This is a genomic window from Pseudomonas sp. NPDC078416 (assembly GCF_050268485.1).
Lineage (GTDB): Bacteria > Pseudomonadota > Gammaproteobacteria > Pseudomonadales > Pseudomonadaceae > Aquipseudomonas.
Genome location: NZ_JBNNGV010000020.1, coordinates 73679 through 97140 on the forward strand (window position 1 = coordinate 73679; position 23462 = coordinate 97140).

Sequence of the window (23462 nt, forward strand, 5' to 3'; positions counted from 1 at the left end):
TTTTAATGGAGGTGTTCACTGTTCAGGCTCCCGGTGGCGTGGCGCATCACTTCCTGCGGATTGATGGCCGAAGCCTCCAGCACATTGACGATAGCGCCCTTGTTGAAAACGGCCACGCGGTCGCACATACCGATGATTTCCGGCAGTTCCGAAGAGATCATGATGATCGCGAAGCCTTGTTCGGTGAGTTTGCGCATCAGGGTGTAGATCTCCGCCTTCGCGCCGACGTCGATGCCTCGGGTCGGCTCGTCGAAGATCAGGATGTCGCAGTGGTGATTGATCCAGCGCGCGATCACCACCTTCTGCTGATTCCCGCCGCTCAGGTTGATGACCCGGCTTTCACAGCTCGGCGCCTTGATCGACAGCTGCTTCATCAGCTCGGCCGTGATGGTGTCTTCCTTGTGCCGATCAAGCAGGTGCGCCGCGCCTTCGTACTTGCCCAGATTGTTCAGGGAGATATTCTCGCGAATGCTGAAATCCACGATCAGCCCTTCGCTCTTGCGGCTTTCCGGCAACAGGCCGATGCCACTGGCCAGCGCCTGCGCCGGATCATTGAGGTGCGCCGGCTGCCCTCGCAGCAGCACATCCCTGCTGACCACCGGCAGCGCGCCGATCACACCTAACGCCAATTCCGTACGCCCGGACCCTACCAGCCCGGCAAAGCCGAGAATCTCGCCCTTGTGCAGATTGAAACTGTTGTGCGGGCCGTTGCGGGTCAGCTGGATGTCACGCACTTGCAGCACGACTTCGCCCTGAGCGCGGGACTGTTTGGGCGGAAAGCTCGCTTCCAGTCGCCGCCCCACCATCATCTCCACCAGCGTGTCGATGTCGCTGTTGGCGACGGTCAGCGCGCCGACGTTGGCGCCATCGCGCAGCACGCTGATGCGGTCGCAGACCTGAAAAATCTCTTCCAGATGGTGAGAGATGAAGATCACCGCCACGCCCTGGCTTTTCAGCTCGCGCATGATGTCGAACAGCAGCTCGGCCTCGGAAGGCGTCAGGGTGGCGGTCGGTTCGTCGAGAATCAGCAAACGCGCTTCAAGGGCCAGTGCCTTGGCGATCTCGACAAATTGCTGCTCGGCCACACTCAAGTGTTGCACCGAGCAATCCAGATTGATTTTCACGCCGAGGCGGTCGAACAGCGCGATGGCTTTCTCGCGCATCTCGCCTTTACGCAGCAAGCCGAAGCCGTTGACGATCTCGTGACCGAGGAAAATATTCTCCACGGCATTGAGATAGGGGATCAGGCTGAATTCCTGAAAGACGATGCCGATGCCGGCGGCAATGGCCTCGTTGTAGGTCGCGAAATGCTGTTCCGCGCCGTCAATGAGAATGCTGCCTTTGTCCTGATGCTCTACCCCCGCGAGGATCTTCATCAGGGTCGATTTGCCCGCCCCGTTCTCACCAAGCAATGCGTGAATTTCGCCGCGCTCGACCTGCAGGTTGATCGACTTGAGCGCCTGCACGCCCGGGTAGCTTTTACAGATGTTTTCCAATTGCAGAAGGCAGCTCATGGGCACCTCGTCGCAGCAAAAAATCGCTGCGCAACTCACATCAATCCGTGGCGCCCGCCTGGGCAAAAAAGCTTCAGGCGAGCGGCGCCACGCCCGTTACCAGGTGAAGGTTTTCGCCTTCGCCTGATCCACCAACAGGATGTCGACCGGAATGGTCGCCGGGACTTGTGAGCCCCACTTCTTGGCGAGCGCCAGCCCCAGGGCCAGACGTACCTGGTCGCGAGGGTACTGTGCGGAAGTGGCGATGAACTTGCTGTTGGGCTTCTGGATTTCCTTGATGGCTTCGGGCGCACCGTCGACGCTGGTCAGCTTGACGTCCATGCCGCTGGATTCGATGGCCGCCAGGGCGCCAAGGGAACCGTTGTCGTTGACGCTGAACAGGCCTTTGAGATTGGGCTGCGCCTGCAGCATGTTTTCAGTCACGGTCAGCGCTTGATCACGCTCCTGCTTGCCGTTCTGAATGCTGACAATCTTGATGTCTTTGTATTTTCCCAAGGCTTCCTTGCAGCCGCGCACGCGCTCGAGAATCGGCACCACCGCGATGCCATCGAGAATCCCGACGTCACCCTTTTGGCCGATGTTTTTGGCCAGGTAATCGCAGGCCTGCACGCCAGCGTCAAAGTTCTTCGAGCCGACGAACGAGTCCAGCGGGCCATTGGCCTGAGCGTCCACCGCCACCACTACCACGCCTTTGTCGTGGGCCTGCTTGACGGCGGACTGAACGCCGACCGAATCGGTCGGGTTGATGATCAGGATATCGATGCCTTTCTGGAGCATGTCTTCGATGTCGCTGATCTGCTTGGACACATCATGGCGCGCGTCAGTGACCAGCAGCGTCGCACCGATGCTGGCAGTGGCATCCTGAAGGGCGTCCTTCATAGTCACGAAATAGGGGTTGTTGATCTCTTGAAACGAAGCACCGATTTTCAGCGGGCCGGTCTTGGCCGCATCGGCAGCCTGGACATTGATGGCACTGCCGCAGGCGACAGCCACGGCGAGGGAACAGAGAGCGGCGGAAAAGCCCTTCTTGAGGCGAATTGTCATAGCGAAAAATCCCGTTGTTTTTATTGTTAAAGCGGAAATGTCATCGTTAACATTTTCGAAATTAGCAGAGAAACAAGGGGTCCGCAATATCCGCTGGCGACCGTTGGTAACCCCGGCATAACCACCGTTCGGCGAGTATGCTGGCGCAACCTGGTGCTAACGGCCTCATGGGCTTTGACCTTACGTCGCGTTGACAAAATTTGCGGGGCCTGCTGATAATCCCGCACACGTCATACGACAACCGATGACACCATAAAAACAACATCAGAATCAGGGCTTCCCACGATGACTGAATTCAACGCCCAGGCCCCGCTCAATCGCATTTTGCTGACGGGCGCCGCTGGCGGCCTCGGTAAAGTCCTGCGCGAAAGCTTGCGTCCATTTGCCAAGATCCTGCGCCTTTCCGATATCGCCGACATGGCACCGGCGGCCGGCCCGCACGAAGAAGTGCAGCTCTGCGACCTGGCCGACAAAAAAGCGGTTCATGAGCTGGTCGAAGGCGTCGACGCCATCGTTCACTTTGGCGGCGTCTCGGTCGAGAGGTCCTTTGAAGAGATTCTTGGCCCGAACATCTGTGGCATCTTCCACATCTACGAAGCGGCGCGCCGGCATGGCGTGAAGCGAGTGATCTTCGCCAGCTCCAACCATGTGATCGGGTTCTACCGCCAGGATGAAGTCATCGACGCCAGCGCCATGCGTCGTCCGGACAGCTATTACGGCCTGTCAAAATCCTACGGCGAAGACATGGCCAGCTTCTATTTCGATCGCTACGGCATCGAGACCGTCAGCATCCGCATCGGCTCCTCATTCCCTGAAGCACAGAACCGTCGCATGCTCGCCAGCTGGTTGAGCTACGACGACCTGACCCAATTGATCGAACGCGGCCTGTTTACCCCGAACGTCGGCCATACCGTCGTTTACGGCGCGTCGGACAACAGCAAGGTCTGGTGGGATAACCGCCTGGCCAATCACTTGGGCTATCAGCCGAAAGACAGCTCCGAGCAGTTTCGCGCCAAGGTCGAAGCGCAGCCGATGCCGGCTTCCGACGACCCCGCCATGGTTTACCAAGGCGGTGCATTCGTGGCGAACGGGCCGTTCGGCGACGAGTAAGACTTAACGGCGGCCAGGCCGACTGCGAGGTCGGCTTCTCATCATAAAAATCAGGGAACGATGTTCATGGAAGCTGAGCTGATTCTCGATGCACGCAACGCCACCGGTGAATCGCCGGTGTGGAGCGCTCAGGAACAAGCCCTCTACTGGGTCGACATTCCGGCCCGTCACCTCCATCGGTGGAGCTCGCAAGACGGTCGCACCACCCGTTGGGATGCGCCGGAAATGCTCGCCTGCATTGCACGCTACGGCGACGGCAGCTGGCTGGCCGGCATGGAAAGCGGGTTGTTCCGCCTTTATCCCCAGGACGACGGGACTGTCACCACGCAACTGCTGAGCAGCGTTGAACACGCCAGCGACAACATGCGTTTCAACGACGGCCGCTGCGATCGCCAGGGCCGCTTCTGGGCCGGCACCATGTTCATGGACATGGCGAAGGCGTCGACGGTGGGTGCGCTGTATCGCTACAGCACCGGCCAGGCCGAGCCGCTGACCGCGCAGATTACCGACATGATCGTGCCCAACGGCCTGGGGTTCAGCCCGGACGGCCGCATCATGTACCTCTCCGATTCCCACCCTTGCGTGCAGAAGATCTGGGCCTTCGATTACGACACCGACACCGGCACGCCGCACAATCGCCGACTGTTCGTGGACATGAATCACCACGCCGGTCGCCCCGACGGCGCCGCGGTCGACGCCGATGGCTGCTACTGGATCTGCGGCAACGATGAAGGCGTGATCCATCGTTTCACCCCTGAAGGCAAGCTGGATCGCTCGCTCACAGTACCGGTGAAAAAGCCCGCCATGTGCGCCTTCGGCGGCTCGAATCTGGACACGCTTTACGTCACCTCGATACGCCCCGGCGGCGACATCAGCGACCAGCCGCTGGCTGGCGGCGTGTTTGCGTTAAACCCCGGAGTGAAGGGCCTCGAAGAACCCCTTTTCAAAGGCTGAGCCAGAGACTCGGCCAACGCTGCGCCGCCTTACCGCTTTCCCGTTCGATCTGAAAAAACAATAACAACACCGGAGAACATCCATGGACTTCAAACGCAAGTTGATCCTCGCCGCACTCCCTTTGGCGCTGTGCCTTTCAAACACAGCGCTGGCCGAAATCAAAATCAAGTTCGCTGAAGTACACCCCGCAGGTTACCCGCCCGTTGTCGCTGAACAGAACATGGGCAAAAAACTGGAGGAGCAAAGCAAAGGCGAGATCAGCTTCAAAATGCACGCCGGCGGCGTGCTCGGCTCCGAGAAGGAAGTCGTCGAGCAGGTGCAGCTCAACGCCATCCAGATGACCCGCATCAGCCTCGGCATCGTCGGGCCGGTGGTGCCGGACGTGAACGTGTTCAACCTGCCCTTCGTGTTCCGTGATCACGCCCACATGCGCCACGTGATCGATGGCCCGATCGGCCAGGAGATCCTCGACAAAATCACCCAATCCGAAGCCAAGCTGGTCGCGCTGGCCTGGATGGACGGCGGCACGCGCAACCTCTACACCAAGAAGCCGGTACGCGGCATTGCGGACCTAAAGGGCATGAAGATTCGCGTGCAGGGCAATCCGGTGTTCATCGACACCATCAACGCGATGGGCGGCAACGGGATTGCCATGGCGACCGGTGAAATTTTCAGCGCCCTGCAGACCGGCGTCATCGACGGCGCCGAAAACAATATGCCTACCCTGCTCGAGCACAACCACTATCAGAACGCCAAGTTCTACACCCTCACCGAGCATTTGATTCTCCCGGAGCCGGTGGTGATGTCCAAAGCCGCCTGGGAAAAACTGAGCCATGAACAGCAGGCGCTGGTGAAAAAACTGGCGGTCGAAGCCCAGGCTGAAGAGCGTGTCTTGTGGGACAAAAAGTCAGCCGACAGCGAAACCAAGCTGAAGGCGGCGGGCGTCGAGTTCATCACACTGACGCCGGACCAGAAGAAAGCCTTCTACGACGCGACGGCGAGCGTACGCGCTCAGTACGGCGCGCCTTATGCCGACTTGATCAAGCGTATCGAAGCCGTTCAATAAGTCCTTCAGCCCGATAGCACTGCGGTGGCGGCCAAAGCCGCTCACCGTTGTTGTGGTGAGCCTATGAAAAACACGATTCTGCGTTTCAATGACGCACTGTATCGCCTCTGCATCGGGATCGCGGGCCTGTCGATGCTGACCATGGCGCTGATCATCCCGTGGGGCATCTTCACCCGCTACGTCCTGGGTACCGGCTCTAGCTGGCCGGAACCCACCGCCATTCTGCTGATGGTGGTGTTCACCTTCTTTGGCGCCGCCGCCAGTTACCGGGCCGGCGCTCACATGGCCGTGAATATGGCCACTGACCGCCTGCCGGAAGCCGCGCGTAATGCCGCCGCTGTGCTGGTGCAAATCCTCATGGCCGTGGTGTGCGTATTCATGGCGGTCAAGGGCATGAAGCTGTGCCTGAGTACCTGGAACCAGTTTCTGGGCGAGATGCCGTCATTGCGGGTTGGGATTTCCTATCTGCCGATTCCCATCGGTGGCGCACTGACGTTGATCTTCGTCCTGGAGAAACTGTTCCTGGGGGACCAGCGTCACCGTCGGGTGGTGAGTTATGACGTGGTCGAATCCAGCGAAGAGGCAGCATGATGGACGCATTTATTCTGTTGGGCAGCTTCATCGCGTTGATCCTGATCGGCATGCCCGTGGCCTACGCACTCGGCCTGTCAGCGTTGATCGGCGCGTGGTGGATCGAGATCCCTTTCGACGCGCTGATGATTCAAGTCGCAGGCGGTGTGAACAAGTTCTCGCTGCTGGCGATCCCGTTCTTCGTGCTGGCCGGCGCGATCATGGCCGAGGGCGGCATGTCACGGCGGCTCGTGGCGTTTGCCGGCGTGCTGGTGGGATTCGTGCGCGGCGGTTTGTCCCTCGTTAACATCGTCGCCTCGACGTTCTTCGGCGCCATTTCCGGCTCGTCGGTGGCCGACACCGCGTCGGTGGGTTCGGTGCTGATTCCGGAGATGGAGCGCAACGGCTATCCCCGGGACTTCTCCACGGCAGTGACGGTGAGTGGTTCGGTGCAAGCGTTGCTGACGCCCCCCAGCCACAACTCGGTGCTGTATTCGTTGGCCGCAGGTGGCACGGTGTCGATTGCCTCGCTGTTCATGGCCGGAATCATGCCGGGCCTGTTGCTCAGCGCCGTGATGATGGTGCTGTGCATGATCTTCGCCCGTAAGCGTAATTACCCAAAGGGCGAAGTGATCCCGCTGCGCAAGGCGCTGAAAATTGCCGGCGAAGCCCTGTGGGGCATGATGGCGATGGTGATCATCCTCGGCGGCATCCTGTCGGGCGTGTTCACGGCCACTGAGTCCGCAGCGATCGCTGTGCTGTGGGCGTTCTTCGTGACCATGTTCATCTACCGCGATTACAAATGGCGTGACCTGCCCAAGCTAATGCATCGGGCCGTGCGCACGGTTTCCATCGTGATGATCCTGATCGGTTTCGCCGCCAGCTTCGGCTACATCCTGACGCTGATGGAAATCCCGATGAAGATCACCACGGCGTTTCTGACGCTGTCGGACAACCGCTATGTGATCCTGATGTGCATCAACGTCATGTTGCTGCTGCTGGGCACGGTAATGGATATGGCGCCGCTGATCCTCATCCTCACCCCGATCCTGCTGCCGGTGATTGTCGGCATCGGTGTCGATCCGGTGCACTTCGGCATGATCATGCTGGTCAACCTCGGCATCGGTCTGATAACGCCGCCTGTGGGAGCTGTGCTCTTCGTCGGCGCTGCGGTGGGCAAGGTCACCATCGAGGCCACGGTGAAAGCGCTGCTGCCGTTCTATGTCGCCCTGTTTCTGGTGCTGATGGCGGTGACCTACATTCCTGCAATTTCGCTGTGGCTGCCAAGCGTAGTGCTGTAAATCACGCGAGGGGACAGCGCTGAGAAAACGCCCTCTTTCCGAGGGCGTTTTTTGTTTATTGCCCCCCTAAACAGCCTTGCCTGCCTCACGGCCGAACGGGGTGCGACATATTCAGCGACACATATTCGTTACGCCTCGTGGCCCTTCTGGTTCGTGCATCCTGCGTCGATCTGTTTCATAAATGGACAGAAAACCGCGTTTTTTTCGTCGAAATAAACATTTTGAAATATTCTCTCCTTGCGCATGGATAAAGTTGTGCTAGCTGCTAGGCTCTGGCCTCGCCCGGCTGAAACGGTACATCTCAAGCAGTAGGTCCGACGGGTTTCTTTGTTCCTCGGTCTACGTCATGAGGTTGCCGCCAGATGCCTTACACGACTTTTTCGGAAGCTCAGGTCCAGAGCTTGATCAAGGCCATCGACAGTGACGGATACGCTGTCTTGCCGGGCTGGGCCAGCCCGTCCCAACTCCAATCTCTGCAAGCACTGGTTGCCCGGACGGTTGCCGATTGCGGCAACGATTACGTGGCGCTCTCGGGCCGGCAGGCCGTGCAAGGAACACCACTGCATGACTGGGGCACGTCGCGGGACTTCATCGATTTATGCCGACGCATCGTGGCGGGCGTCACCGGTGAGCGCTCCAGCGAAAACGGCATGACCCAGACATTGCGCTGCCTGACCGGCAGCGGCGGGCGTCGCGAATCTCTGATCTTCCACTACGACTCGTTTGTACTGACCACCATCATGCCGGTCTGCATGCCCACCAGCGGAGAACGCGGCGACTTGCTGATGCTGCCGAACCGGCGCCCGATCCGCCGCAGCTACGTCGCCAACCTGCTCGACAAGGTGCGAGTGGACAACGGCTGGGTGCAGCGCCGTCTCAGGAGCAAAGTCGCCAGGGATGAAAACGCGTTCACCCGCATCGCCATGCAACCCGGCCACCTGTACCTGTTCTGGGGCTATCGCTCACTGCACACCAACATGCCCGTGGCCGAAGACGCCCTGCGCGCCACGGCGGTGTTTCATTACCACAATGTCCATGGCAGCAGCTCGCTGGCGAGCCGACTGCGTCGATCACTCGGCACCTGGAAGGATCAAGGGCTGCAAGAAGACGCGCCGCAGATGTGAGGTGGTCCGGTGGGGCAGCAATTCGCAGGGCTTATAACCTTAAGCCCTTGACATTAACTCTGCGCATAAACTCTCCTTCTATATTTATGCCAAATAGTGATTAGCGGAGCGCCGACTTATCTCCTTATGATCTGAGCCACACCACCCAAGAGTGAGGTTCAGGACATGGCGATTCAGATCAAACCCGTTGCGGGGAAAATCGGTGCCGAGGTGACCGGCATCAAACTTTCCGCCGACGTCTCCGCGCAAGATTTCGATGTCATCCATCAGGCGCTGCTCAAGCACAAGGTCCTGTTCTTTCGTGAGCAGTTTCTCAGCGACGAACAGCATGAAGGCTTCTCCCGCCGCTTCGGCGATCAGGTGCCTCACCCGACCGTTCGCTCTGCTGAGAAAAGCAGCGCCATCCTGCATCTGGACGCCAGGGAGACCCGAGCCAACTCGTGGCACACCGACGTCACCTTCGTCGCCAACTACCCGAAAATCTCGATCCTGCGCGGCGTGGTCATCCCGCCCTATGGCGGCGACACGGTGTGGGCCAACACCGCAGCTGCCTACGCCGACCTCCCCGACGGCCTGAAAACCCTGGCCGACGGCCTCCGGGCGCTGCACACCAACGTCTATGACTACGCGGCACCCCGAGACACCGGCGAAGCGGGCGTGAAACGCTACCGCGAGCAGTTCACCGCCGAAGTCTACGAAACCGAACACCCACTGGTGCGTGTACACCCTGAAACCGGCGAGCGCAGCCTGTTGCTCGGCCACTTCGTCAAACAGATTCAGGGCGTCAGCAGCAACGACTCGAAACAGCTGATTCGCCTGTTCCACGATCGCATCACCCATCTGGACAACACCGTGCGCTGGCGCTGGAGCGAAGGCGACGTGGTGATCTGGGACAACCGCGCCACACAACACATCGCCGTCAACGATTATGGCCAGGCCGAGCGCGTGGTGCGCCGTACCACCGTGGCAGGTGACATTCCGGTCGGCGTCGACGGACGCGCCAGCCAGGCCATCAAACCCACACCCGAAACCCTCTCGCCCAAAACAGAAGCCGACAAGAAACACTTGGCTGCCTGATCGCGCTTCACCCACTTTCCAAGGAAGAACCGTCATGGCAAACGCCAAGCGAACATCTCTATTCAGCAAAACAAGCGTAGCTACCGCACTGGCGGCGCTGCTGATGATGCCCTTGGCCGAAGCAGACGTTCTGCGCATTGGCGTGGCCAGCGCCGGTGGCGGTGATCCGGTCACGTTCAGCGGCTCGCCACTGGGTATCGTGCGCAACCAGCAGCTCCTCGAAAAAGCCTTCGCCGGCACCGACACCGAAGTGCAGTGGTTCTTCTTCAAGGGCGCAGGGCCGGCCGTCAACGAGGCGCTGTCCAATCAGCAACTGGACTTCGCCTACGAAGGCGACTTGCCTGCGGTGGTCGGCCGCGCCAATGGCCTGGACACCAAATTGCTTGCGGCCATCGGCGTGCGCTCGAATGTCTATCTGGCCGTGCCGAAAGGCTCCGACATCAAGACCGTCGAGGACCTCAAGGGCAAGAAGGTCGCGGTGTTCCGTGGCACCAACGCCCATCTGGTTTCAATCAAATTGCTCGCCGATCACGGCATGACCGAGCGCGACCTGAAAGTGATCAACCTGGACAGCGGCAGCAGCCAGGCCGCGCTGGCGTCCAAAGGCGTCGACGCTGCATTCGGCGGTCGCGAGCTATTCAAGCTGCGCGACGAAGGGCTGGTCGACATCATCTTCGACAACCCTGACAACAACGTGCGCTACACCCGTCAGTGCGCGCTGGTGGTCCGTGGCGATTACGAAAAACAGCACGCCGATAACGTGCAGAAAGTCGTCGACGTATTGGTCGATGCCGCGCGATGGGAATCCGAAGCCGGCAATCGCGACGCTGTGCTCAACGAGTGGGCGAAGACCAATGAACCGCTGGCCTCGCTGCAAGCTGACTTCAATCGACTGGATTTGCGCGACAGCGCGTCACCGCTGGTGGATGAATTCCTGCGCGACCGTTATCAGGGCGTCGCCGATCAGGCCAGGGACGAGAAAATGATCCGCCGCCCCGTCAGCGTGGACGGCTGGTTCGACACTCGCTATCTGGACAACGCCCTCAAGGCCAAAGGCCTGGAGCACTACTGGACGGCCTACGGCGCAGACGGCAAAGCCGCGAACACAGCGACGGCGTCTTCGGACAAACCCGTCAACAACGGAGGCTGATGCCATGGCCCGAGCCACCGCTGAAGCGCTTGATCGGCAGCATCTCCCGGCGAAAACCCTGGCGCCGATCAAGCGTCTGCCACGCTCACCGTCGCGCGCCCCTCGCCGCGTCCCGGTTGTCAAAACCGACACGGCCTGGCGAACCCGCGCCGCAAATGTCGCGCTGGCCTGGGTGCTGCCCATCGCGCTGCTGGGGCTGTGGTACCTCGGCACTGAACGCGGCTGGTTGTCGGAGCAGGTGCTGCCGCCGCCCGCGTTCGTTTACCAGACGCTGGGCGATCTGGTCAGCAGCGGCGACTTGTGGCTGAACACTTCCGCCAGTCTGCAGCGCGTGCTGGTGGGCTTTCTGATCGGCTCGGCGCTGGGGATCACCCTGGGCTTGGCGATGGGTTTGTCGAAAACCGTTGAGGATTACCTGCTGCCGACTTTCAATGCGCTGGTTCAGATTCCGGTACTGGGCTGGATGCCGTTTGCGCTCTTGTTGTTCGGCATCGGCGAGCCGCTGAAATACGTGCTGATTGCCCACGCTGCGCTGGTCCCGGTGACGCTGTGTACCCTGCAAGCCTTCCATGAAGTGCCCAAGCGCCTGCTGGAAGTAGGCCGCGCGTACGGGTTCAGCCAACGCCAGATCGTCACCGGTATTGTACTGCCCTCCGCCGTCGCGCCGATCTTCACCGGCCTGCGCCTGGGTTTCACCAAGGCCTGGCTGTCGCTGGTGGTGGTCGAGCTGTTGGCGTCCAGTGAAGGGCTGGGCTACCTGATCGCCTACGGTCGGCAGCTGTTTCAGCTGGATCTGGTCATGGCCGCCGTGGTGGTGGTCGGCACCATCGGGCTACTGATCGACCGCGGGTTCGAGTTTGTCGAGCGGCGCCTCAACCCAGGCCGCCCGAGCAAGACCGGGAGACTGGCATGAGCACACTGACAATCCCGCAAGCCGCCCAGACCCATCGCTACCGAGGTTGGGTCGTGCCAATCGTGGCCGTCGCCCTGTGGTGGCTGGCGTCGAGTCAGGGTTGGAGCAGCTCCGGCTTGCTAGTCTCGCCGCAAAAGGTCGCGGTCACCGCCTGGGAGCGGGTGACGTCCGCGCCGTTCTGGCACGCGATCTCCGCCAGTCTGACGCGTGACCTGAGCGGCTTCTTCATCGGCACCACATTGGGCCTGGTGCTCGGTTGCCTGCTGGGGTTCTCACGGCTGTTCGAGCGTTTGGTGGGCCCGAGTTTCAACACCTTCAAACAGATCTCGTTGTTCGCCTGGATCCCGCTGATCTCGGTGTGGTTCGGTTTGGGCGACATCGCCAAAGTGGTGTTTCTGTCACTCGCCGCACTGGTGCCGGTGGTGGTCAACACGTGCGACGGCTTGCGCAGCGTCTCCCCCTCGTTGCTTGAAGTCGCGAAGGTCTACGGCTTCACCCGCTGGCAGACCATCATCGGCGTCATGCTGCCGGCAGCACTGCCTTCGATCTTTACCGGCATCTACCTGGCGCTGGTCTATTCGTGGCTCGCGACTATTGGCGCGGAATACCTGCTGGTGTCAGGCAGCGGCATCGGCAACACCCTGATCGATGGCAGCGAGCACTTCATGATGGACCTCGTGCTGTTCGGCATGATCGTCATCGGGCTGGTCGGTTGGGGACTTAACGTCCTGGCGCGCCTTCTTGTACGGCGCCTGCAACGGCTGTACGGCATCGCCCCGCGCTGAAGCTGTCGTGTTCAGCCTCAATCGAATCTCTCGCTTCGCTCAATCGAATGTCTAAAGGAAAGACCATGTCCGCCACTCAACCGCTTAATGCACAGCCCATCACCCAGGCCGGCGCTCAACTGCAGGGCAATGGCCTGCGCCTGGAAAACATCAGCAAGCACTTCACCAGTGCAGGTGCCGACACCCAGTTGCAGGTGCTGGATAACGTCCAGCTGGACATCGCGCCGGGGGAGTTCATCACCATCGTCGGCGCCAGTGGCTGTGGCAAATCAACCCTGCTCAGGCTGATCCTCGGCCTGGACGAAGAATTTGACGGTCGCATCCTGCTGGACGACAAGCCGATCAGGGGCACGGGGCTGGAGCGAGGCATCGTGTTTCAGGATCACCGGCTTTTCCCGTGGCTCACGGTTGAGCAGAACGTCGCGGTCGGCCTGAAAAACGCGCCGCTGAGTGCGGCGCAGAAAAATGAGACCGTGCGCGAACATATTCAGCTCGTGGGTCTGCAGGATTTCACGGGGTCGTACCCGCACCAGATTTCCGGCGGCATGGCGCAACGGGTGGCGATTGCCCGCGGCCTGGTCAACCGGCCCAGTGTGCTGCTCCTCGACGAACCCTTCGGCGCGCTGGATGCGCTGACCCGTACCCGCTTGCAGCGCGAGTTGCAGCACATCTGGCAGCAGGAAAAGATCACCATGGTCCATGTCACCCACGATGTGGATGAGGCGGTTTATCTGGGGGATCGGGTGGTGGTGATGCAGCCGCACCCGGGGCGCATCCGCCGTATCGTCGACGTGGACCTGCCACGCCCGCGCAATCGCAGCGACGCGCGGTTTATCGCGCTGAGGGATGATGTGCTCAGCGATTTCGCGGAGTTGTCCTAAGGGTGGAGGCAGCCTAGGTGCGGATGTTATCTGGCCTTTAATCCGAGACGTCTACCGAAACGCGATTGCGCCCGTTCTTCTTGGACTCGTACAGCGCCTGATCCGCGCGTTCGATGAGCATCTTGTAGTCGTCCATCGGCGAGGTCATGTCAGCGACGCCCAGGCTGATCGTGCAATGAATGGCTTCGCCTTCCTGCATGACGTCCAGCGCCTCGACGGCGGCGCGCAGACGCTCGGCGAACATGGCGCCGCCTTGCTTGTCGGTATCGGGCAGCAGCACCGCGAACTCTTCGCCACCGTAACGACCTGCGATGTCAGCGTCGCGGATGTGCTCACGCACGACGTCCGCCACCCGCTGGATCACCCGGTCGCCGCATTGATGCCCATAGGTATCGTTGACGCGTTTGAAGTGGTCGATGTCGAACATCACCAACGCCGCCGTGGTGCCGTAACGCACATGCCGTGCATGCTCCAGCCGCAGGGCTTCTTCCCAGTGACCGCGGTTGTACAGGCTGGTCAGGCGATCGGTACTCGATAGCTTCTGCAGTTCGCGGTTGGCCGCCTGCAATTGGAGACGGTTCGTCGCCACATCGGTGACGTCGTAGATCACCAGGCAAACATGAGTCACCACGCCGGTCGTCGACCGCAGCGGAAACATCGTGGTGTTCTGGTACATGAAGTCTTCTTGCCCGGTGATGGGCTGGTAGCTCTTGAAACGAACCAGAAAAGGGCGCTGCTCCCAGATCGTGAACGCTGGCGTGCCGAGGGTAATCACGCTGTCGATTTTGTTTTTCAGCCAGCGTTCGTTGATCTCCGGGAACAACGAAAAGAACGAACGGGTTGCTGCCTCGTACGACAATATCCCGGAACGGTTTTCCATGAAGGTGTTCCAGACCTGCACCCGATATTCCTGATCCAGCACCACCACGCCGACGTCGATGCTCTGCGTCACGGTGAGCAGCCAGTGCAGTTCCTTGAAATCGATACGATCGTTCATGAATCAGCTCATCAGGTGGGCGAGTTTCCGCGACAGCAGCTCGACCGAATCTTCGGTGAACAACATCAACAGATCGAAATGGATGTTATGACCTTCCAGGCTGTAACTGATCTCCACAGCCAAGGTCTTCTTCCAGCGCCGCTCGTTAAGCCGGATCAGCTCTTCAATGCCGCTGTGCAAACCCAGGACTTGAGGGTGGCCCTGTGAAAATGCGATGTCCAGCTGCTCCGCAATGCCGCTCAGACAGGCGCCGATCAGGATAGAAGACAGGTCCAGCAACATTTCCATGTCGGAATAGTCGGCGTCATCGATCTTCATCAGCTGCGCCATGTCGGCGATTTCCGAATCGTGGAACAACAACAGCGCCTCGCCGGCGATGCCACCACCAATGTAGCCCTGACACACCGCCGTGAGCCGGTCGTTGGCCTGGGCATCGGCCAGCGCCATGTGCAACTCGCCCACTTCCAGCATGTTGACGTTGGGCACTGGCAGTTGCACGAACACGCCCAACACCCGCGCCAGCAAAGCGGCCGCGCGGCCCATTGCGACGTTAACCGTCTCGCGGAAGGCGTCATTGAAACTGATGGCCGCCTGGTCGAGGTCGGATGCCGGGGCCAGCGACTGGTTGGCGCCCTCCCCCAACAGGCCCAGCCGCTGGAGGGTCTCCTGCAACTGATCCGGATCTGCCGGTTTTTTCAGGAACGCCAGTGCGCCCAGTTCGAGGGTACGGCGCACAGCCTCTTCCTGGACGTCGCCGGAGACGACAATGACGCTGGCCTGCAGGCTTTCCGCGCGGATGGCGGCCAGTGTCTGGTAGCCGTCCATGTCCGGCATCGTCAGATCCAGCAGCACCACGCGGCCCAGACCCTGACGAATCGCCTCGATCCCTTCACGGCCGTTGGTGGCCGTGGTCACTGACACATCCCACTCGGGCGGCAGCGCTTTAATAAGCTGCTTCCGCGCCATGTTGGAGTCGTCGCAAATCAGCAAGGGAATCGTGGGCATCTACTTCTCACAGCAAAAGAGTTTCAGGCCTGGCCCGGTGTTAAACAGCGTCACAACAGGTGAGCAAAGACTCACGCCAGACTGTAGCTGATGACAGGTCACCAAAGCGTTAAGCCTGTGGGTAGATTATTCACCCATTCAACAACGGGCTGCGTGATATGCAATTACTGTTCACAGCTGATCTGGTTCATCCTGAATGAGTGGATCACATCCTTTCATTTGGATGGTAAAGCGCGCAGTAGAGTAGCGCAGCGCGTGTGGCGAGAATATGTCAAATGCGTCCGTCACCGGCGTGACAGGGAGGAAGATGTGCGGAAATCCGCGCATAAAAAAGCCCCGACGCGAGCGCCGGGGCTTTTGTTGGCCACATCCTTGTGGCCCTAGCGTGAACCTTGAATCCGTCGGCTGACGACTTTCACACTGCCAGCCGGGTATTCAACAGGTTCCACCGAATCAAATTACTCAGCTTTCAGGCCATCAGCCGAAACAGCTTTCACGCCTTTGATTTTCTTGGTGATCGCTACAGCGGTGGTTTTCTGTGCTTCGGTAACGGCGACAGTCGACGACAGGGAAACCACGCCTTTGTTGGTCTCAACCTTGATGTCGGAGCCTGGAATGCCTTTCTCGGTCAGCAGGTCGGATTTGACCTTGGTGGTGATCCAGGTGTCAGAAGTAGCTTCTTTGGTTTTGGCGACTTCGTTTGCAGCTACAGTCATTGGAGCTTGAGCAGAGGTCTGAGCCATGGCTACGTTGGCCATAGTCAGAGTCAGAGCAGTGGCGGTAGCAGCAGCAATAGCGAACTTCTTCATACGGGTAACTCCTATTTTTCTCAGAATCTGCGCCAATCTGATTGGCTGCAGGGTTACCTATATGTCGCAAGCGCTGTGCCAATCTTAGAACTCACAAATATCCGTTATAAATCAATGAGTTATATTTTAGTGGAACCACGGGCGTCGTGCAGATTGCCCGCTTTGGGAAAGTTCCGCTTGCAAGATGCATGTTCTGACCAGCTGCCAAGCGACGGTCTGCATCCCTAAGCCATTAATTGCATTCAAAAAAAAGAGCCCCGAAGGGCTCTTTTTCATCAACTGCAGGAGGCGGGTTAGACGCCCGACGCCTTGGCAGCTGCGACGTCTTTGATCGACAGCTTGATGCGACCGCGGTTATCCACGTCCAGCACCAGGACTTCGACTTCCTGACCTTCTTTCAAGATGTCGGTGACTTTCTCTACGCGAGCGTCGCTCAACATGGAGATGTGCACCAGACCGTCTTTGCCCGGCAGGATGTTGACGAACGCGCCGAAGTCGACGATGCGCTCAACCTTGCCGATGTAAATCTTGCCGATCTCGGCTTCAGCGGTGATACCCAGAACGCGCTGACGTGCAGCTTCAGCCGCTTCCTTGGTTTCGCCAAAGATCTTGATCGAACCGTCGTCTTCGATGTCGATCGACGCTTTGGTCTCTTCGCAGATGGCACGGATGGTCGCGCCGCCTTTGCCGATCACGTCGCGAATCTTGTCGGTGTCGATCTTCATCGCGATCATGGTCGGTGCGTTTTCCGACAGCTCGGTGCGCGATTGACCGATGATGGTGTTCATCTGACCCAGAATGTTCAGACGCGCTTCCAGCGCCTGACCCAAAGCGATCTCCATGATCTCTTCGGTGATGCCCTTGATCTTGATGTCCATCTGCAGCGCGGTCACACCTTTGGCGGTACCAGCTACTTTGAAGTCCATGTCGCCCAGGTGGTCTTCGTCACCCAGGATGTCGGTCAGGATGGCGAACTTCTCGCCTTCTTTAACCAGACCCATGGCGATACCGGCAACCGGCGCCTTCATCGGAACACCAGCGTCCATCAAGGCCAGCGAAGCACCACAGACCGAAGCCATGGAGCTTGAACCGTTGGACTCGGTGATTTCCGACACGACACGAATGGTGTACGGGAACACGTCGGCAGCAGGCAGCATGGCCTGAACCGAACGACGGGCCAGACGGCCGTGACCGATTTCACGACGACCTGCGCCACCCATGCGACCACACTCGCCCACCGAGAACGGAGGGAAGTTGTAGTGCAGCATGAACGGGTCTTTCTTCTCGCCTTCGAGGGTGTCGAGCAGCTGAGCGTCACGCGCGGTACCCAGAGTGGCCACGACCAGCGCCTGAGTTTCGCCACGGGTGAACAGCGCCGAACCGTGAGTCTTCGGCAGAACGCCGACTTCGATGTTCAGCGGACGAACAGTCTTGGTGTCGCGACCGTCGATACGTGGCTTGCCGTTGACGATGTTTTCGCGAACGGTGCGGTATTCGATTTCGCCGAACGCGGCTTTGACTTCGCTGGCGGACGGGCTGCCGTCTTCAACAGCCAGCTTGGCAACAACCTGATCCTTCAGCTCGCCCAGGCGAGCATAACGATCGGCCTTGACGGTGATGGTGTAGGCCTCGGAGATCGCTGCGCCGAACTCGGAGCGGATAGCGCCCAGCAGTTCAGTGGCCTCAGCTTTAGGCGCCCAGTTCCAGGTTGGCTTGGCAGCTTCGGCGGCCAGCTCTTTGACGGCCTTGATGACCGACTGGAATTCGTCGTGGGCGAACAGCACGGCGCCCAGCATCTGGTCTTCGGTCAGTTCCTTGGCTTCCGACTCAACCATCAGTACCGCTTCTTCGGTACCGGCAACGACCATGTCCAGGCTCGATGCTTTCAGTTGCTCGTAAGTCGGGTTCAGCAGGTAGCCGGTGCTCTCGTGGAAAGCAACACGGGCGGCACCGATCGGGCCGTCAAACGGAATGCCGGAGATGGCCAGGGCAGCCGAAGTACCGATCATCGCAGCGACGTCCGGATCGGTTTTCTTGCTGGTGGAGACGACGGTGCAGACAACCTGCACTTCGTTCATGAAGCCTTCTGGAAACAGTGGGCGGATCGGACGGTCGATCAAACGCGAGGTCAGTGTTTCTTTTTCGGAAGGACGGCCTTCACGCTTGAAGAAACCACCAGGGATCTTGCCAGCGGCGTAGGTCTTTTCCTGGTAGTGAACGGAAAGAGGGAAAAAGCCTTTGCTTGCGTCTGCATGCTTGGCGCCGACCACAGTCACGAGAACGGTGACGTCGTCGTCAACGGTGACCAATACAGCACCAGAAGCTTGACGGGCAATACGGCCAGTCTCGAGGGTTACGGTCGATTGACCGAATTGAAATTTCTTGATTACCGGGTTCACGGTTTCCTACCTTCTTTGTGGCTCTTGGGGAACTGGTTTCTTGCGAATTCTTGGGCAGCGAGGGGAATCGGACCCTTCGGCAGTCCAGATACAACTAGAGGCTGGGAGCCCGCCAGCCCACTGGTAAAACCAGCGGAACGTGACGACCAACCAACCTCTATCCGAGTCGTTATTAGCGACGCAGACCCAGACGACCGATCAGGGCGCTGTAACGGCTAACGTCCTTACCTTTCAGGTAATCCAGCAGCTTGCGACGCTGGTTTACCATACGGATCAGACCACGACGGGAGTGGTGATCCTTACCGTTGGCCTTGAAGTGGCCTTGCAGTTTGTTGATGTTGGCGGTCAGCAGTGCAACTTGCACTTCTGGCGAACCAGTGTCACCAACAGCTTGCTGGTAGTCGGTTACGATCTGAGCTTTATCTTCAACGCTGAGTGCCATGTGGGCATTCCTTTTATCAAGAAACCGCTCCAGGGAGACGGTTTCAACAGGCCGAGAGCTGACTCTCGTATTTAAATGTGAGGAGTGACCATGCCTGTTAACAGCCACCCTCGTACCGCCGTGCCAGGAAACCCTGCCGCGACGGGTCCGGTCACTCTGACCGAATCAGTCGACGTGGCGCAATGCGCCCGTCTTCACTCACTTCACCGATCCCGATGAAGCGTCCTTCATGATCCTGCACCCGCACCATGCCGAACTTTGGCGCATCGGGAGCTCTTACCGGCTGGCCATGCAGCCAGTAAAACGAACTGTGCTCGGAGAACTGCAGCAGCGGCCAATCCAGCAGCCCGCTGTCCGATGGCATCAGGAAGCGATCAACCGCTTCGTTCCCGCCTTCGGCATGCACCGCTTCCAGTTCTTCCAGCGTTACCGTCTGGGCCAGAGTGAAAGGGCCGGCCTGGGTGCGACGCAACTGGGCGACGTAAGCACCGCAGCCCAGCTTTTCACCGATATCTTCCACAAGGGTACGAATATAGGTGCCTTTGGTGCAGTCCACAGCCAGACGAGCAGTCTCACCTTCACACGCCAATAATTCCAGGCGCGCAATAGTAACAGAACGCGGTTCGCGCTCCACCACTTCCCCAGCCCGGGCCAGCTTGTATAACGGCTGACCGTCCCGCTTGAGGGCGGAGTACATCGGCGGTATCTGACTGATATTCCCGCGAAATGCTGGCAGCACCGCTTCGATATCCGAGCGACCAACGGTCACAGGCCGCGTCTGCAGAACCTCACCCTCGGCGTCGGCCGTGGTGGTGGTCTTGCCGAGCTGCATCAGGGTTTCATAGCCCTTGTCGGAGTCGAGCAGGTACTGGGAAAACTTGGTCGCCTCACCGAAACACAACGGCAGAACGCCGGTCGCCAGCGGATCGAGACTGCCCGTATGGCCGGCTTTTTCTGCGTTGAGCAACCAGCGCACTTTTTGCAGCGCGGCGTTGGACGTGAAGCCCAGCGGCTTGTCGAGCAGGATGATCCCGCTGACGTTACGGCGAATACGCTTGACCTGAGCCACGCCTTATTCCTCCGGACCGTCTTGCTTGGGTGCGGTTTGGTGCTGGCCATCTTCAGCCACTGCACGCTCGATCAATGCCGACAAATGCGCGCCACGGGCAACACTTTCGTCGTAATGGAAATGCAGTTGCGGAACGCTGCGCAGCTTCATCTCACGCGCCAGCTGCATACGCAGGAAGCCTGCAGCAGCGTTGAGCACTTTGATCGACTGCGCGATTTCTTCGGCGCTGTCCTGGCCCATCACGGTCATGAAGATTTTCGCGTGGCCGACGTCACGGCTGACATCGACGGCGGTGATGGTCACCAGCCCCACGCGAGGGTCTTTGATTTCACGACGGATCAGCTGTGCCAGCTCACGCTGCATCTGATCGCCGATACGTTGGGTACGGCTGTATTCTTTTGCCATGTCTTGTTACCTGTCACTGCTGACCCATGGCAAAAGCCATGTGGTCTGAAAGCGGCAAACGCCCGGCCTGGCGAGAGCCGGACCGGGCGTTGCGTTTAGAGTCCATGACCGACGCCTGGCATTTTCATGCGGCGCAAGCCATGACTCCTGAAGCTCGCGATTTAGAGGCTGCGAGCCACTTGGACCTTCTCGAAGACTTCGATCTTGTCACCGACCTTGACGTCGTTGTAGCTCTTGACGCCAATACCGCATTCCATGCCGGCACGCACTTCGGAAGCGTCATCCTTGAAGCGACGCAGGGATTCCAGCTCTCCTTCGAAGATAACGATGTCTTCACGCAGTACACGGATTGGACGGTTACGGAAGACAACGCCTTCAATGACCATGCAACCTGCGATCGCGCCGAATTTCGGCGAGCGGAACACGTCGCGGACTTCAGCGATACCCAGGATGTTCTCCCGAACGTCGCTGCCAAGCATGCCGGTGAGGGCCTTCTTGACGTCTTCGATGATGTCGTAGATGACGTTGTAGTAACGCATATCCAGACCTTCCTGCTCGACGATCTTGCGCGCGCCAGCATCGGCACGCACGTTGAAGCCGAACAGTACAGCGTTGGAGGCCAGTGCCAGGTTGGCGTCGCTTTCGGTGATACCACCGACACCGCCGCCCACTACGCGCACTTGCACTTCGTCGTTACCCAGGCCATTCAAAGCACCCTGCAACGCTTCCAGAGAACCACGGACATCGGATTTGAGGACGATGTTGAGCGTCTTCTTCTCCTCCTGACCCATGTTCTCGAAGATGTTTTCCAGCTTGCCGGCGTGAGCACGGGCCAGCTTGACTTCGCGGAACTTGCCTTGACGGAACAGAGCCACTTCACGGGCTTTCTTCTCGTCGGCAACAACGCTCATCTCGTCGCCAGCGTCCGGCGTACCGTCCAGGCCGAGAATCTCGACAGGGATCGACGGACCGGCTTCCTTGATTGGCTTGCCGTTCTCGTCGAGCATTGCCCGAACGCGACCGTAGTTGGAGCCAACCAGAACCATGTCGCCCTGACGCAGCGTACCGTCCTGAACCAGAACAGTAGCAACCGGGCCACGGCCCTTGTCCAGACGCGATTCAACTACAACGCCACGACCCGGAGCCGACGGCGTTGCCATCAATTCCAGAACTTCGGCCTGCAGCAGAACGGCTTCAAGCAGCTCGTCAACGCCAGTACCCATCTTCGCGGACACAGAGACGAAAGGCGTCTCACCGCCCCACTCTTCGGACGTTACGCCGTGAACGGACAGTTCACTGCGGATACGGTCCAGATCAGCGCCCGGCTTGTCGATCTTGTTCACGGCAACAACAAGCGGAACACCAGCAGCCTTGGCGTGTTGCACGGCTTCGATGGTCTGCGGCATTACGCCGTCGTCGGCAGCGACAACCAGAATAACGATGTCGGTCGCCTTGGCACCACGAGCACGCATTGCGGTAAACGCAGCGTGACCCGGGGTATCGAGGAACGTCACCATGCCACGCTCGGTTTCTACGTGGTACGCACCGATGTGCTGGGTGATACCACCGGCTTCGCCAGCAGCAACCTTGGCGCGACGGATGTAATCGAGCAGCGAGGTCTTACCGTGGTCAACGTGACCCATCACCGTTACAACCGGCGCACGGGAGAACGTCTCACCTTCGAACTTCAGGGACTCGGCCAGGGAATCTTCCAGCGCGGTGTCGCTGACCAGGGTCACTTTGTGGCCCAGTTCTTCAGCGACCAACTGGGCAGTTTCCTGATCCAGAACCTGGTTGATGGTGGCCGGAGTACCCAGCTTGAACATGAACTTGATGATCTCGGCAGCTTTGACCGACATCTGCTGAGCGAGATCGCCCACGCTGATGGTCTCGCCGATCTTCACTTCACGAACGACAGGGCCGGTAGGGCTCTGGAAACCGTGCGCGTTGCGCTTCTTCAGCTTGGCCTTGCCGCGACCGCCACGACGGAAGCCATCGCTTTCTTCGTCGGTAGTCCGAGGCGCAACGCGTGGCGTTGGCGCCTTTTCCTTGACCGATGCACGATGCGGGGCGTTCTTGCGATCGCCGTCACCACCGCCGCCGCTGCGGCGATTGTTGTCGTCGTTGCGTGGTTTGTCAGGGCGACGTTGTTCGTCTTTCTTGCGATCGGCAACAGGCGCAGGTGCCGCAGCCGGAGTTTCCCGGGCTGGCTCGGCAGCTTGCGGTGCCGGTGCCGGCGCTGCAACGGCGTCAGTTGCAGGGGCACCCGACGAAGGCTGACGGCGCGCTTCTTCTTCGGCACGCTGACGAGATTCTTCTTCAGCCTTTTGACGAGCGGCATTTTCTACCGCACGACGTTCGTCCAGCTCGCGCTTGCGTTCGGCTTCGATTTCTTCCGGGCTGCGCTGAACAAAGACTTTCTTTTTGCGTACTTCAACGCTGATGCTTTTGCTGCCAGCAACGCGGAGGGTACTGGTGGTCTTGCGCTGCAAAGTGATCTTGCGCGGCTCTTCCACCTTGGCCTTGTGACCGCTTTTCAGATGGGTCAACAGGGCTTGTTTTTCGATATCGGTCACAACTTGTTCGGCGGCGTTGTGCGGCAAACCTGCCTCACGCATCTGCTGTAACAGGCGCTCTACCGGTGTGTCGACCGTCTTGGCCAGTTCTTTCACCGTGACTTGCGTCATGCACTTCTCTCCTCAGGCCGCATCTACTTACTCGAACCAATGGGCTCGGGCGGCCATGATCAACTTGCCGGCACGATCATCGTCAATGCCGCCCGCGAATGTGCCCCGACACCACCGACACCGCGCCGAACTCACCCATGGCCCGCGCGGTACACAGCAC

General features: G+C 59.5%; 21 protein-coding genes and 1 pseudogene. 11 read left to right on the forward strand and 11 right to left on the reverse strand.

The window, feature by feature from the left end; translation table 11 throughout:
* Positions 1-2: 2 nt before the first annotated feature.
* Both ACQKEN_RS17675 and ACQKEN_RS17680 read right to left on the reverse strand, forming a co-directional pair.
* Positions 3-1514, reverse strand: a complete 1512-nt coding sequence (locus ACQKEN_RS17675; protein ID WP_427687437.1) for a sugar ABC transporter ATP-binding protein — start codon at positions 1512-1514, stop codon at positions 3-5.
* Positions 1515-1610: 96 nt separating this feature from the next.
* A complete protein-coding gene (locus tag ACQKEN_RS17680; RefSeq protein ID WP_427687439.1) occupies positions 1611-2558 on the reverse strand; it encodes a substrate-binding domain-containing protein in 948 nt (315 codons plus the stop codon).
* A 285-nt stretch (positions 2559-2843) separates the two neighbouring features.
* Between ACQKEN_RS17680 and ACQKEN_RS17685 the strand changes: the two genes are divergently transcribed.
* From ACQKEN_RS17685 to ACQKEN_RS17735, 11 genes are all read left to right on the forward strand, one after another.
* Positions 2844-3668 (forward strand): NAD-dependent epimerase/dehydratase family protein, encoded by an 825-nt coding sequence (locus tag ACQKEN_RS17685; RefSeq protein ID WP_427687441.1) that lies wholly within the window; start codon positions 2844-2846, stop codon positions 3666-3668.
* A gap of 66 nt (positions 3669-3734) precedes the next feature.
* Positions 3735-4622, forward strand: coding sequence for a glucurono-1,5-lactonase (locus ACQKEN_RS17690; RefSeq protein ID WP_427687443.1), 888 nt, complete (start codon positions 3735-3737; stop codon positions 4620-4622).
* A gap of 82 nt (positions 4623-4704) precedes the next feature.
* On the forward strand, positions 4705-5688 hold the full coding sequence (locus ACQKEN_RS17695) for a TRAP transporter substrate-binding protein (protein WP_427687445.1): 984 nt from the start codon (positions 4705-4707) through the stop codon (positions 5686-5688).
* 63 nt (positions 5689-5751) lie between these two features.
* Positions 5752-6279, forward strand: a complete 528-nt coding sequence (locus ACQKEN_RS17700) for a TRAP transporter small permease (RefSeq protein ID WP_108118900.1) — start codon at positions 5752-5754, stop codon at positions 6277-6279.
* Positions 6279-7559 carry a TRAP transporter large permease gene (locus tag ACQKEN_RS17705; RefSeq protein WP_427687475.1) on the forward strand — a complete coding sequence of 427 codons (1281 nt, stop codon included), beginning with the start codon at positions 6279-6281 and terminating at the stop codon, positions 7557-7559. The genes ACQKEN_RS17700 and ACQKEN_RS17705 overlap by 1 nt, the downstream gene beginning before the upstream one ends.
* A gap of 362 nt (positions 7560-7921) precedes the next feature.
* A complete protein-coding gene (locus tag ACQKEN_RS17710) occupies positions 7922-8683 on the forward strand; it encodes a hypothetical protein (protein ID WP_427687448.1) in 762 nt (253 codons plus the stop codon).
* 165 nt (positions 8684-8848) lie between these two features.
* On the forward strand, positions 8849-9760 hold the full coding sequence (locus ACQKEN_RS17715; RefSeq protein ID WP_427687450.1) for a TauD/TfdA dioxygenase family protein: 912 nt from the start codon (positions 8849-8851) through the stop codon (positions 9758-9760).
* A gap of 34 nt (positions 9761-9794) precedes the next feature.
* Positions 9795-10910, forward strand: a complete 1116-nt coding sequence (locus tag ACQKEN_RS17720) for an ABC transporter substrate-binding protein (RefSeq protein ID WP_427687452.1) — start codon at positions 9795-9797, stop codon at positions 10908-10910.
* 4 nt (positions 10911-10914) lie between these two features.
* Positions 10915-11823, forward strand: a complete 909-nt coding sequence (locus ACQKEN_RS17725; RefSeq protein WP_427687454.1) for an ABC transporter permease — start codon at positions 10915-10917, stop codon at positions 11821-11823.
* A complete protein-coding gene (locus ACQKEN_RS17730; protein WP_427687456.1) occupies positions 11820-12608 on the forward strand; it encodes an ABC transporter permease in 789 nt (262 codons plus the stop codon). Before ACQKEN_RS17725 ends, ACQKEN_RS17730 begins: the two co-directional genes overlap by 4 nt.
* A gap of 65 nt (positions 12609-12673) precedes the next feature.
* Positions 12674-13489 (forward strand): ABC transporter ATP-binding protein, encoded by an 816-nt coding sequence (locus tag ACQKEN_RS17735; protein WP_427687458.1) that lies wholly within the window; start codon positions 12674-12676, stop codon positions 13487-13489.
* 37 nt (positions 13490-13526) lie between these two features.
* On the opposite strand, the gene ACQKEN_RS17740 is transcribed toward ACQKEN_RS17735, so the two are convergent.
* From ACQKEN_RS17740 to ACQKEN_RS17780, 9 genes and pseudogenes are all read right to left on the reverse strand, one after another.
* On the reverse strand, positions 13527-14486 hold the full coding sequence (locus ACQKEN_RS17740; protein ID WP_427687460.1) for a diguanylate cyclase: 960 nt from the start codon (positions 14484-14486) through the stop codon (positions 13527-13529).
* 3 nt (positions 14487-14489) lie between these two features.
* Entirely contained in the window at positions 14490-15491 is a 1002-nt protein-coding gene (locus tag ACQKEN_RS17745) for a response regulator (protein WP_427687462.1), read from the reverse strand.
* 458 nt (positions 15492-15949) lie between these two features.
* The gene (locus ACQKEN_RS17750) at positions 15950-16300 is read right to left on the reverse strand and encodes a BON domain-containing protein (protein WP_074888508.1); all 351 of its coding nucleotides are present in this window, start codon (positions 16298-16300) and stop codon (positions 15950-15952) included.
* Between the two features lie 293 nt (positions 16301-16593).
* Entirely contained in the window at positions 16594-18699 is a 2106-nt protein-coding gene (gene pnp, locus ACQKEN_RS17755) for a polyribonucleotide nucleotidyltransferase (protein ID WP_427687465.1), read from the reverse strand.
* Between the two features lie 172 nt (positions 18700-18871).
* Positions 18872-19141, reverse strand: a complete 270-nt coding sequence (gene rpsO, locus ACQKEN_RS17760; protein ID WP_037015114.1) for a 30S ribosomal protein S15 — start codon at positions 19139-19141, stop codon at positions 18872-18874.
* 151 nt (positions 19142-19292) lie between these two features.
* Positions 19293-20210, reverse strand: a complete 918-nt coding sequence (gene truB / locus ACQKEN_RS17765) for a tRNA pseudouridine(55) synthase TruB (RefSeq protein ID WP_133776826.1) — start codon at positions 20208-20210, stop codon at positions 19293-19295.
* Positions 20211-20213: 3 nt separating this feature from the next.
* The gene (gene rbfA, locus ACQKEN_RS17770) at positions 20214-20615 is read right to left on the reverse strand and encodes a 30S ribosome-binding factor RbfA (RefSeq protein ID WP_065987600.1); all 402 of its coding nucleotides are present in this window, start codon (positions 20613-20615) and stop codon (positions 20214-20216) included.
* A 161-nt stretch (positions 20616-20776) separates the two neighbouring features.
* Positions 20777-23302 carry a translation initiation factor IF-2 gene (infB, locus tag ACQKEN_RS17775; protein WP_427687467.1) on the reverse strand — a complete coding sequence of 842 codons (2526 nt, stop codon included), beginning with the start codon at positions 23300-23302 and terminating at the stop codon, positions 20777-20779.
* A gap of 91 nt (positions 23303-23393) precedes the next feature.
* Positions 23394-23462: pseudogene (locus ACQKEN_RS17780) on the reverse strand (hypothetical protein); the annotation flags it as partial.